Origin of the sequence: Romboutsia sp. 1001216sp1 (assembly GCF_039841805.1) — a bacterium.
GTDB lineage: Bacteria > Bacillota > Clostridia > Peptostreptococcales > Peptostreptococcaceae > Romboutsia_C > Romboutsia_C hominis.
Genome location: NZ_JBDPHA010000004.1, coordinates 100,766 through 112,675, shown reverse-complemented (window position 1 = coordinate 112,675; position 11,910 = coordinate 100,766). Strand labels below are relative to the sequence as shown.

At 26.3% G+C, this 11,910-nt stretch carries 13 protein-coding genes; all 13 read right to left on the bottom strand.

The window, feature by feature from the left end; genetic code table 11:
* Nucleotides 1-71 precede the first annotated feature (71 nt).
* Nucleotides 72-1,334 carry a signal recognition particle-docking protein FtsY gene (gene ftsY, locus ABHC41_RS06025; RefSeq protein WP_271892344.1) on the bottom strand — a complete coding sequence of 421 codons (1,263 nt, stop codon included), beginning with the start codon at nucleotides 1,332-1,334 and terminating at the stop codon, nucleotides 72-74.
* Between the two features lie 36 nt (nucleotides 1,335-1,370).
* The gene (gene smc / locus ABHC41_RS06020; RefSeq protein ID WP_272013373.1) at nucleotides 1,371-4,925 is read right to left on the bottom strand and encodes a chromosome segregation protein SMC; all 3,555 of its coding nucleotides are present in this window, start codon (nucleotides 4,923-4,925) and stop codon (nucleotides 1,371-1,373) included.
* A 26-nt stretch (nucleotides 4,926-4,951) separates the two neighbouring features.
* Complete coding sequence (locus ABHC41_RS06015) at nucleotides 4,952-6,022, bottom strand: radical SAM protein (protein ID WP_195928519.1); 1,071 nt, start codon at nucleotides 6,020-6,022, stop codon at nucleotides 4,952-4,954.
* Between the two features lie 13 nt (nucleotides 6,023-6,035).
* Nucleotides 6,036-6,737: a ribonuclease III gene (gene rnc, locus ABHC41_RS06010; RefSeq protein ID WP_271892349.1), complete on the bottom strand. Its 702-nt coding sequence runs from the start codon at nucleotides 6,735-6,737 to the stop codon at nucleotides 6,036-6,038.
* A gap of 192 nt (nucleotides 6,738-6,929) precedes the next feature.
* Entirely contained in the window at nucleotides 6,930-7,361 is a 432-nt protein-coding gene (locus ABHC41_RS06005) for a CD1247 N-terminal domain-containing protein (RefSeq protein WP_271892351.1), read from the bottom strand.
* Between the two features lie 89 nt (nucleotides 7,362-7,450).
* Entirely contained in the window at nucleotides 7,451-8,008 is a 558-nt protein-coding gene (efp, locus tag ABHC41_RS06000; protein WP_092924514.1) for an elongation factor P, read from the bottom strand.
* 206 nt (nucleotides 8,009-8,214) lie between these two features.
* Nucleotides 8,215-8,652 carry a type II 3-dehydroquinate dehydratase gene (gene aroQ / locus ABHC41_RS05995; protein ID WP_092924512.1) on the bottom strand — a complete coding sequence of 146 codons (438 nt, stop codon included), beginning with the start codon at nucleotides 8,650-8,652 and terminating at the stop codon, nucleotides 8,215-8,217.
* Between the two features lie 54 nt (nucleotides 8,653-8,706).
* Nucleotides 8,707-9,213 (bottom strand): shikimate kinase, encoded by a 507-nt coding sequence (locus ABHC41_RS05990; RefSeq protein ID WP_195237280.1) that lies wholly within the window; start codon nucleotides 9,211-9,213, stop codon nucleotides 8,707-8,709.
* Nucleotides 9,210-9,728 carry a hypothetical protein gene (locus ABHC41_RS05985; RefSeq protein WP_166505831.1) on the bottom strand — a complete coding sequence of 173 codons (519 nt, stop codon included), beginning with the start codon at nucleotides 9,726-9,728 and terminating at the stop codon, nucleotides 9,210-9,212. The genes ABHC41_RS05990 and ABHC41_RS05985 overlap by 4 nt, the downstream gene beginning before the upstream one ends.
* The gene (locus ABHC41_RS05980) at nucleotides 9,718-10,140 is read right to left on the bottom strand and encodes a hypothetical protein (protein WP_166505832.1); all 423 of its coding nucleotides are present in this window, start codon (nucleotides 10,138-10,140) and stop codon (nucleotides 9,718-9,720) included. Before ABHC41_RS05980 ends, ABHC41_RS05985 begins: the two co-directional genes overlap by 11 nt.
* A 19-nt stretch (nucleotides 10,141-10,159) precedes the next feature.
* Nucleotides 10,160-10,666, bottom strand: coding sequence for a hypothetical protein (locus ABHC41_RS05975; RefSeq protein WP_166505833.1), 507 nt, complete (start codon nucleotides 10,664-10,666; stop codon nucleotides 10,160-10,162).
* A complete protein-coding gene (locus ABHC41_RS05970; RefSeq protein WP_166505834.1) occupies nucleotides 10,650-10,997 on the bottom strand; it encodes a hypothetical protein in 348 nt (115 codons plus the stop codon). The genes ABHC41_RS05975 and ABHC41_RS05970 overlap by 17 nt, the downstream gene beginning before the upstream one ends.
* Before the next feature lie 16 nt (nucleotides 10,998-11,013).
* Nucleotides 11,014-11,865 carry a shikimate dehydrogenase gene (aroE, locus tag ABHC41_RS05965; RefSeq protein ID WP_207733531.1) on the bottom strand — a complete coding sequence of 284 codons (852 nt, stop codon included), beginning with the start codon at nucleotides 11,863-11,865 and terminating at the stop codon, nucleotides 11,014-11,016.
* Between the last annotated feature and the right edge of the window lie 45 nt (nucleotides 11,866-11,910).

Sequence of the window (11,910 nt, the reverse complement as noted above, 5' to 3'; positions counted from 1 at the left end):
ATATATAAAGTATTGTCAATATAGAATTAGCTTATTTTTTGCTTTATTATTGACATTTTATTTTTGCTAATTTAGTTCCCAAATAATGCATCTGAAAATGCTTTTGCATCGAAATCTTGTAAGTCTTCTACCTTTTCTCCTACACCTATAAGTTTTACAGGTACATCTACCTCACTCTTAACTGCAAGGACAACACCACCCTTAGCAGTACCATCTAGTTTAGTTAATACTATTCCTGTTATATCAGCAACTTCTTTAAATGTCTTAGCTTGTGCTACTGCATTTTGACCTGTCGTTGCATCTACTACTAATAATACTTCTTTTTTAGCTTCCGGGAATTCTCTATCAACTATTTTAAATACTTTTCCTAACTCATTCATAAGGTTAGCTTTGTTGTGAAGTCTTCCTGCTGTATCACATATTAATAAATCTACTTTTCTAGCCTTTGCAGCTTTAACTGCATCAAATATTACTGCACCTGGATCTGCTCCTTCTTGATGCTTTATTATATCTACATTGCTTCTGTTTGCCCATACTTCTAATTGTTCTATAGCTGCGGCTCTAAATGTATCACCAGCTGCAAGTAAAACTTTTTTACCTTCTGATTTATATCTATTAGCTAATTTACCTATAGTAGTTGTTTTACCAACACCATTTACTCCAACCATCAGTATTATAGTAGGTGAATGAGTAACATCTAATTTTTGATTTTCTTCTCCTAATAATTCTTCCACTACTATCTTTAGTTCATTTCTTACATCCATAGGATCAGTTATACCTTTAGACTTTATCTTATCTCTAAGGCTATCTATTATATTCATTGTAGTATTAACACCAACATCAGCAGTTATTAAAATTTCTTCTAATTCTTCTAATAACTCCTCATCTACTTTTGTATATGATTTTAATACATCATCTATTCTATCAGTTATACCTTTTTTAGCCTTAGTTAAACCTTCTTTTAATCTATTAAATAGATTAACTTTCTTTTCTTTTGGTTGTTCCTGTACTTCTTCTACTACCTCTATTTCTTCAATAGATTCATCTTTAACTTCATCTTTAGTTTCTTTACTTTCATTTACTATTTCTATTTTTTCTTCAATAAATTCTTCTTCTAAATCTTTTATGTCTTCTTCATCTTCTTCATCTTCTTTTATAGTTTCTTCTATAACTTCAGTTTCTTCTGTATCTACTTTTTCATTTACTTTACTAGCTTCTTCTATAAGATCTACTTCTTTTATATCTTCTTCAATTAAGTTTTCTTCACTTACTAACTCTTCAACTTCTTTATTTTCTTCTTTTTTCTTTCCAAAATTAAATAACTTCTTAAACACTTATCTTCCTCCTAAATGTTATTTTAACTAATCCTTTTATATTATATCAGTCATTTTTTCTGCTTCATTTAGCTTTAAGCTAAGAACTTTAGATATTGCTTTTTCCTGCATAGTAACACCATATATGTAATCTGATGCCTCCATAGTCCCTCTTCTATGTGTAACTGATATAAATTGAGTGTCTTGAGATAGTTCTTTTAAAAATTCACCAAATCTAAATATATTAGCATCATCTAATGGGGCTTCTATCTCATCTAATATACAAAACGGCGTAGGTTTTGCAAGTAATATAGAAAATAATATACTTATAGCTGTAAGTGCCTTTTCTCCACCTGATAATAAATTTAGGTTTTTCATTTTCTTTCCTGGTGGTTGTGCTACTATTTCTATATCACTTTCTAATATGTCCTTTTCATCTAATATTATAAGTTCTCCTCGTCCTCCACCAAATAGTCTTTTGTAAACCATTTTAAAGTTATCATTTATTTCATTAAACTTGACTTTAAACTCAGTTTTCATATTACTCTCAAGTTCTTCTATAAGATTTTCTATAGCTTCTATTGATTGCTCTAGGTCTTGTTTTTGTTCACTATAGAAGTCATATCTTTCTTTAACTTCTTCATATTCTTTTATGGCATCTATATTAACATTACCTAAATTCCTTATTTCTCTTTTTAAAGATTCTAATTTCTTTTTATCAATTTCAATGCTAGTATCTTTTATATTCATAGCATCAGCTACAGTCAACTCGTACTTTTCAAATAAGTTATTTATATAATCTTCTTTAGAAACTTTTATTCTATCTATTTTAGATTCTACTTTAAATAAACTTTCTTTTAAATCTATATACTGTCTATCTATGATTTTAAGATTTTTATTATGTTCTTCTAGTTTTTGCTTTAGATCTTCTTTTGCTAATTTTCTATTTTCTAGATTTCTACTGTTGTCGCTTAATTGTTTATTTAAGCTAACTTTTTCTGTTTCTTCTATTACTGTCTCTTCTCTAAGCTTAGATATTTCTATATTTTGATTTTCTATAGATTTTTCTATATTGCCTTTTTTAAGTCTTAGTTCTTCATTTTCATTCTTTATTCTTTTAATATCTGCATATATAGATTCTAAAACTTGCTTATCCTTAACTAATTTTAGATTTAGATTATCATGCTTTTCTCTATCTTTTTCATAGTAGTCATTTGATTTTTTTAATTCTAAGCTTAGTTTTTCTATGGTTTCTTTATTTTCTTCATGCTCTTTGTCCATTTTTTCTATTTCAATTTTAACTATATCTAATTTATCTTTAGTATATTTTAAATTCGAAATAAGTCCATCTTTTTCATTTTGTAGTTTATTAATACTTATATTTATATTTTTTATTTCTTCTTCTACTCTATTTAATTTAGAACTTTCTATTATAATATTTTTTTCTAACTCTTTTACTTCTTCTTCTATTTTTAAAATATCATTTTTCTTTGTTGATATATTATTATCTTTTTCTTGTTTTTGTTTAATAAATTCTTTTGTTTCTTTTTTAGCATCTTCAAGTTTCTGAGAATATTCATTTATAAGTCTTTTTCTAGATAATATACTTGTATTATTTTTGAAACTACCTCCAGTTAATGACCCTCCTGGATTTAATATTTCTCCATCTAAAGTAACAACTTTATATCTATGACCTGTTTCTCTTGCAAACTTTATACCTTCATCTATATTATCTATTATGATAGTCCTTCCCAGTATATTTTCTATTATATTTTTATACTTTTCATCATAAGATAATAAATCACTAGCTATGCCTATAAATTTAGTATTACTTTTTATAGTACTTGGGTTTATCTTATTTGCTTTTATTATATTTAGAGGTAAGAATGTTACTCTACCTAGATTATTTTTCTTTAAATAGTTTATAGCTATCTTGGCACTATTTTCATCACTAGTGATTATATTTTGTAAGTATGCACCAAGTGCAGATTCTATTGCTTTTTCGTATTTCTCACTAGTTGTGATAACTTGTCCTAAAGCTCCATGTATACCTTTTAAAGATTTATTTTTTAGTACTTCTTTTACACCTTTATTAAATCCTTCATTATGATTTTCCATGTCTATATAAATGTTAAGCTTAGAATTATAATTGTTTATACTATAGTTACCATCTTGAATTTGCTTTTCTAATTTTTTGCTATGATTTATAAGCTCTTCTAAAGTATTTTTATTTTCCAATTCCTTTAGCTTTAATTTTTCTAATTCAGCATTTTTTTGACTAACATTTAGTTTAATATCATTTAGTTCTGTGAATTTTTCATTTAAATCACTTTTTACTTCACTAATTTCTAAGTCTATAGATTTATCACGAGAATTTATATTCTCCATATTGGCACTAAGTGTTGACAATCTATTACTAGATTCTTGTTTTTTATTTAAAAGGTTTATTATCCCATCTTTTAAACCTTCTATTTCACTATTTACCTTTTCTATACTTTCTTTTTTACTTAAATTATTTTTATCCAATAAATCTATATCTTCAGTTAGATACTTTATTGTATTCTCTTTTTCTATCTTATTTGTCTCTAAATCCTTAATTAAATTTTCATTAGAAGATATTTTATTTCCTATTTCACTTAACTCATTTTCACTTTTTAATATACTTTCATTTAAATTTTTAATTTTTTCATTTATAAGATTTAATTGAGCATCTTTCTGAGATATAACACTTTTTATACTATTTATATAATCTATCGATTTATTTATATTCTCACTTATATCTTCAACTTCTTTAGATGTTTCATTTAAGTTATTTTCTAACTTTACCTTTTGGTTGTTAGTTTCTATAGCTTGTTCTTCTAATAGTTTACTGTGTTTTAGCGCTTCATTTAAATCTTTTTCTAGTAAATCTATTTCTTTTATATAGCTATTTACTTCTATAGTCTTTAATTTATCATTAAGTTCTATATACTTTTTAGCTTTTTCCTGTTGAGAAAATAGTGGTTTTAGCTGATTTTCTATTTCTATATAGATATCTTCTATTCTCTCTAAATTTTCCTTAGTATTTTTTAAATTTCTCTCAGCTTCTTGTTTTTTATATCTAAACTTTGATATTCCACAGGCTTCATCAAATACTTTTCTTCTATTTACAGGATTATTGCTAAGTATTTCATCTACTTTACCTTGTTCTATTATTGAGTATCCATCTTTTCCTATACCCGTGTCTAAAAGTAATTCTTTTATATCTTTAAGTCTGCAAGGTTTATTATTTAAAAAGAATTCACTTTCTCCACTTCTATAAGCTCTTCTTTTTATAGTTATTTCACTAAAATCTATATTTAATTTATTTTCAGAATTATCTATAGTTAACGAAACTTCACAGTAGTTCATTGCTTTTTTAGTATCAGTTCCTGCAAATATTACATCTTCTAATTTGTCTCCTCTTAGACTTTTTATACTATGTTCTCCAAGTACCCATCTAACAGCATCAGATATATTACTTTTACCACTTCCATTTGGACCTACTATGGCAGTTATCCCTTGATTAAATAATATATCTGTTTTAGTTGGAAAGGATTTAAATCCCTTCAATTCTAACCTCTTTAAATACAACTTCGTCTCTCCCTTCAATAATAAAACTAAAGGTTATAAATATTACATAATTTTATATATATATCTTTAAAACTAGTTTTAATTACTTTTTCATCATCTATTACTATTTCTAAGCTATCTAAATCAATATTAGCTTCTTTTGTTTTTAATATTATGTTTAATTTGTCTTTTAAATAATTAGTATTTGTCTTTTTGTTACCTATTATTTTTGATATGTTCTTTTTATTAGTATTTACTACTATTTTACTTGTAGCTTTATTTTCTATAACAATACTTTCTAAATAATCTTTTATCATAGCCCCTTCTACTAATTCTCTAAAGGCTGGATGATATGGACCATCAACTACAGCTTTTCCTATTTGTATATCATCAGTAGCTTGGAGTCCAACTCTTATTACATTTATATTATTGACATAAAATAAAGCTAAAAGCTTTTTAACAATATCAACACTTTCTTCTAAAGAAAATGAATTATATTGCTTTCTATTTAATAAATCTTCTAAACCTGTCTCTTTAACAACTAGAGTAGGGTAAATTCTTACGCAGTATGGGTCAAGTTCTATAAACTTTTTAGCTGTATTTATACATTTTTCCTCTGTATCTGAAGGTAGACCTACCATCATCTGAAGTCCTAGGTTTATACCATTTTCTTTTATTAATTTAGAACTTTTAAATACCTGCTCTGCATTATGGCCCCTTATGCTATCTCTTAATACATCTTCATCTAAAGACTGTACTCCAAGTTCTATTATACTTACACTATACTCTTTTAACATATCTAATATTTCTTGACTTATACAATCTGGTCTTGTTGACATTCTTATATCCTGTACTAAACCTTTGTCTACATACTCTTTAGCTACAGATAATAAATTTCTTTGTATATCAACATCTATAGCAGTAAAACTTCCTCCAAAGAAAGCAATCTCCACAATTGCATCTTTATCAATTGTTTCTAGATATTCCTCTACGATATTTCTTACGTCAGAGCTAGTTATATCTGTACTAACACCTGTTATCTTTTTTTGATTGCAAAATATACAATCATGAGGACATCCTCTGTGAGGAACAAATATAGGTATTATTCTTCTTTTCATATTTCATCATCCTTTATATTGTTACTTGTAGAGCTTTTTTAGCTGCTATTTGCTCTGCTTCTTTTTTACTTTTCCCTTCTCCAACACCTAAGACTCTTTCATTTATTCCAACTTCCATTATAAATCTTTTATTATGATCTGGTCCTTTTTCATCTACTAATCTATACCATATATTACTTTCACCTTTTCCTTGTAAAACTTCTTGAAGGTGAGTCTTATAATCTCTAAATATTTTACCTTTTCTTGAATCACAGATTATTCCTTCCATGTATTTTAGTATAAATACTCTAGATGGTTCTAATCCTCCATCTAAGTATATTGCAGCTATTACAGCCTCAAAAGCATCTGCCAATATAGACATTCTATATCTACCACCAGTAGCTTCTTCTCCCTTTCCTAGCAGCATATATATTCCTAAATTTATCTCATTTGCTGCTTCACTTAAAGATTCTTCACAAACTATATTTGCTCTTAATTTTGTCAATTCTCCTTCTGGAAGGTTACTTTCTTTTTTAAATAAATATTCACTTACTACTATACTTAGGACAGAGTCTCCTAAAAATTCAAGTCTTTCATTAAAATCATACTCCTTATTTTCATTTGAGTAAGAACTATGAGTCAAAGCTTCTAATATATACTCTTTATTTTTAAATTTATATCCTATTACATTTTCAAATTCATCTATATTCTTTAATATATCTTTTTTTAACTTCATTTTATTACCTCCGAGTTAATTATCTCTAGATTATAGTGTACTATTTTTCAACAAGTATTGCAAAATAAAAAATTCACTCATCTACTTTAATCTTCACACTTATTTTTGAATTTTTAGTTTCCTTATAATATATTTTAAAAATAAAAGCCTATGAGATATTCTAATAACTCATAGGCAATATGATTAATTTAACTAATTTTCATCTATATCATCGTAACAATCAATACACATACAATCTTCATCATCTGCTGATAGTATTATTCCTTGACAGTTTGGACAAACGATATCAACCTCATCATCATATAGAAGTTCTTCATCTACTTCTACTAAGTCTTTACAATTTGGACATTCCATTTCTATAAAGCTAAGGTCCCCTTCTTCATCTTCGTCTATTTCTGAATCACTATATATATCATCTTCTATATCACATAAATCTTCATCTATAGATTCAACATACTCAGTTAAATCTGCTTGCTCTTCATCTAATTCAACTATTGCATCTGCAAAACTATCTAAAACGTCTATTATCTTATGTATTATTTTTCCTTCTTTACTTTCAGAGCTTATGTCCATCCCTTCAGCTAATCCTTTTAGGTATGCAACTTCTTCAAATAGGTATTTCATATGTAACCCTCTCCTTCTTTTGTAAGTATAAAATTAAAAGCCCGTATATCTTTATTATTAAGATATACAAGCTTTTTATACATAAATTATTAAACTCTTGATAAATATTCACCAGTTCTAGTATCTATCTTTATCTTGTCACCTTCATTTATAAATAATGGAACTTGAACAACAGCTCCAGTTTCAACTGTAGCTGACTTAGTTACGTTACTAGCTGTGTCTCCTTTTATTCCTGGTTCAGTTTCAGTTACTTCTAATTCTGCAAAGTTAGGAGCTTCAACTTGGAAAGCTTGTCCTTGGTAGAATCTTATTGTAGCAACCTCATTTTCTTTTAAGAATTTTATAGCTTCTTCAACTTGTACATAATCTAAAGGTATTTGATCAAATGTTTCTTGATCCATGAAGTAGTATAATTCTCCATCATTGTATAAGTATTGCATTGGTCTTGTTTCTATATGAGCTTTAGGGAATTTATCACTTGGGTTGAAAGCTTCTTCTCTTATAGCTCCTGTTTTTAAGTTTCTATATTTAGTTCTTACGAAAGCTGCACCTTTACCTGGTTTAACGTGTTGGAAGTCAACTATTAAACATGGTTGTCCGTCTTTTTCAAATGTTACACCTTTTCTAAAATCACTTGCTGATACCATTTTGGTCCCTCCATAAAAATAAATTTATTATTTTGTGGTGATACTTTTTATTATATATTATAATCAAAAGTTTATTTTTAATCTTAGGCAAATACTTCTATTGTATTTATCTATATATGTATATATTATCACCATACCTTTTTCAATTATATATACTCTTGCAATCTTGTCAAGTTATATTAAAAAAATTAAGTTTATAACTACTTTTAGCCCTTGTTTTTTATAAGTGCATTTATGCCTAATATATAACTATCAAATCCAAAACCTGATATTTGTCCTATACATGCTTTTGCTGTCACACTTTTTTGTCTAAACTCTTCTCTTTTATGAACATTAGATATATGAACTTCAACTACATCTAATTGTACAGACATTATCGCATCATAAATAGCATAGCTATAATGAGTAAAAGCGCCAGGATTTATAACGATTCCATCATACAAAGTGTTAGCTTCGTGTATTTTGTCAATTATATCTCCCTCATGATTACTCTGAAAGAAATCTACAACTATATTTTCATCTATAATCTTACATTCCTTTTTTATATAATCTTTTAAGTCATCTATTGTTCTTTCACCATAAATTCCTTTTTCTCTTTTACCTAACATATTCAAATTTGGACCATTAATTACTAAAAATTTCATAAATACCCCCGACTATACGATTACAAACTTTTCTACTATTAATAATATCACATATTATCTAATATAAACAAGTATTTCGCTTACCACTTCATCTATATTTTTACTATCTACATTTATTTTTATATTAGATGCCTTATTATACTTATCAATTCTTTCTGAAAGTAATGTTTTTATAGTTTCTTCTACATCTTTGCTTTCTTTTAATAAAGGTCTTTTGTTTATTTCATTTGATACATTTTTTTTAATCGTACTTACACTTGCATCTAATAAAATTACATTTTGTTCATTTTTTAATATATCTATATTTTCATTCTTACTTACTACACCTCCACCAGTTGAAATTATTATGTTATCCTCAGTCGTAAGATCTTTTAGTAGTTTCGTTTCTACATTTCTAAAATATACTTCTCCATCTTCTTTAAATATGTCAGTTATAGACCTTTTTTCTATTTCTTCTATTTTAGTATCCATGTCAACATATTCCATTTTTAACTCTTTAGCTAGTTTTCTTCCTACTACGCTTTTCCCACTACCCATAAAACCAATTATTACAACTCTCATTTATTATCTCCCTCAAAATTTATTATATTTACAGTAAATTCTTTTTCTAGGTTAGTATTATTTTTTGACAACTCTAGTTTTATATTAGCTATTTTACCATCATAGTCTGTTGATATATACATATTATCTATATAATCTCCAACTTCATAACCTCCACCTTCACTGTTTCCATATACATCTAATGTCCTTATAAAAATTTTATTTGAATTTTTATTTAGAAATATTTCTTTATCCTTTAATTTATTATCATTTTCTTTGTACTTACATTTTATTGATGTTACACTTTTCAGCTCATTGTTTTTATCGTAGTTAATAATATATTTAGAGTTTTGTATTGCTTCTTTTATATATTTAGATACTTCATTTCCTTGTTGTTGTAATTCAACACTATCTTCTATTTTCATTTTTATATTATTTGAAAATATAAGTATATAATAAAGTAAACTTATTATTATGACTATAGAAGTTATTGATATTACGCTTTCTAAAAGTAAATATCCTTTCTTACGTTTCATACTTACCTTCTTTCAATAAGACTCTTCCGCTAATTGGTACTATTGTTATCTCTTTTTTAATATTTCCTTTATAAACTCTTATAGTTTGACCTCTACGATCTGGAGAACCATCGGTTCTAAATATTATTTTACTTTCCCCATATTCTATCTTCGTTTCATTGGGTAGTGACACTTCTTTTTTTATTTCACCTTTAGATTTTAATATATAAGATTTGTTTTCGTTATTTAGATCATAGTATATGTATGTGCTTAGGTCTCCGAGCATATTTACTCTTCTTACATATCTAATATCTACTGCTAATTGTTTCGTAAATGAGTTGATGTAATATTTATCTAGATTATCATAAAAAAAATATAATGTTGATACTAAAATCATTATACTTATGCATACAACAAGTTCTACCAAGGTCACATTCCTTCTCTTTTCATTTTTAAATCTCCTTGTAATTATATAATTTTACTATATCGGTTTTATCATCTATAGATAAATCCTCATTAAATGGATTTAATATTTTAACTTTTGATTTTAATTTTTTTATATAATTCCCATCCTTTATTGTTATGAGTATCTCAAAATCTACAGATTTTTCCTCTCTATTTATCGATATCCTTGATGGAATAGATACGATTACATTTTTTATCTTACATTTTGATATGTCTTTTATATTATTTATAAAACTTAATCCACTAAAAGAAGTGTAAAAATCATCTTCATCTATAGCATATTCTTTTATTAAATTAACTTCTCTTAGTATATTACTATGTACTACTTCCATAGCACCATAGCTATGTTGTTTTAATGTTTCATCTTTATAATCTAAGTTAAATATACTTAAATTATTATAGGATACTCCTATAGAAGTCATGGCTAATATTATTACAATAGAAAAGATTATTACAGTTGTTACTAGTATAGATCCTTTACTTTTTCGTAACATAAGACATAAGGTTTATACTATCATAATCACTTTGAACTATTACTTCTATTTTATAACAATTATAATAATCTTTTTCTTCTTCTATTGTTGTTTTTATCTTATATCCTTTTTCATTATTTTCATATGCTATTTCTTCATCATTTTCTATATGAAGTTTTGTATATTCTATATTCTTTCTAGCTATCTCAAGCATTTCAAATTTTTTATTGCTACAACTAACTAATCCATTACTATTTTGTAAGGTTGTAGCAATAATATACATACTTATACCTATTATAGATATACTAATTATACTTTCAACTAAAATAAATCCTTCTCTTTTTTTTATCAATAGTTACTCCTTTACATTAATCTACTTGATCATAGTAAAGTCCTTTTAGGTATAACTCATCCTCTTTACTTGGTTTTATGCCTGTCCATATGTAAAATGCCTCTAATCCTTGATTTATAAGCATATCAATTCCATATACTACATCTAAATTATTTGACTTTGCCCACTTTATAAAAGAAGTATTTTGTGGCTTATATACGATATCACATACTAATAAATCTCCTTTTACACGAATACTTTCATCAATAGGACATTCATTGCTTTCCATACCAACTGGAGTGGTATTTATTAATATATCAATATCTTCTATATCATTTTTATCTATAGTCTTGTTTGAATATGTAGAAGCAATTTTAAAATTATCTCTTATAATCTCACTGATATCCATAGCTTTTTGAATACTTCTATTTCTTATTTCTATAGATTTAACTTTATTAGATGCTAGCTGAACTGCTATGCTTCTACTTGACCCTCCAGCACCTATGATCATTATCTTTTTATTATTAAGGTCGTACCCTTTATCTAATATAGACTTTACAAATCCAAGCCCATCAGTATTATAACCTGTTAAAAAACCTTCATCATTTTTTATAGTATTTACAGCACCTATAAGTCTTGCATTTTTGTCTATATTTTCTAAAAATTTCATTACATTTACCTTATGAGGAATAGTTACATTACAACCTCTCATATTTAAGGTCTTAATACTTCTTACAGCTTCTTCTAAATCACTTTCTTTTACATCAAAACAACAATATATATTATTTTGATTATATTTTTTGAATAAATAATTGTGTATACTAGGCGAAAAACTTTGCTTAATTGGATGACCTAAAAGACCTACTAATTTTGTTGTTGAATTTATCATAATATTATCTCCTATCTAACTTTATTGTCATTTAACTATTAAACT

Coding starts and splice junctions, on each gene's coding strand:
- ABHC41_RS05990 (WP_195237280.1), bottom strand. CDS start 9,213: ATGAGAGTTGTAATAATTGGTTTTATGGGTAGTGGGAAAAGCGTAGTA.
- aroE (WP_207733531.1), bottom strand. CDS start 11,865: ATGATAAATTCAACAACAAAATTAGTAGGTCTTTTAGGTCATCCAATT.
- aroQ (WP_092924512.1), bottom strand. CDS start 8,652: ATGAAATTTTTAGTAATTAATGGTCCAAATTTGAATATGTTAGGTAAA.
- ABHC41_RS06015 (WP_195928519.1), bottom strand. CDS start 6,022: ATGAAAAGAAGAATAATACCTATATTTGTTCCTCACAGAGGATGTCCT.
- rnc (WP_271892349.1), bottom strand. CDS start 6,737: ATGAAGTTAAAAAAAGATATATTAAAGAATATAGATGAATTTGAAAAT.
- ABHC41_RS05985 (WP_166505831.1), bottom strand. CDS start 9,728: ATGAAACGTAAGAAAGGATATTTACTTTTAGAAAGCGTAATATCAATA.
- ABHC41_RS05975 (WP_166505833.1), bottom strand. CDS start 10,666: ATGTTACGAAAAAGTAAAGGATCTATACTAGTAACAACTGTAATAATC.
- efp (WP_092924514.1), bottom strand. CDS start 8,008: ATGGTATCAGCAAGTGATTTTAGAAAAGGTGTAACATTTGAAAAAGAC.
- ABHC41_RS06005 (WP_271892351.1), bottom strand. CDS start 7,361: ATGAAATACCTATTTGAAGAAGTTGCATACCTAAAAGGATTAGCTGAA.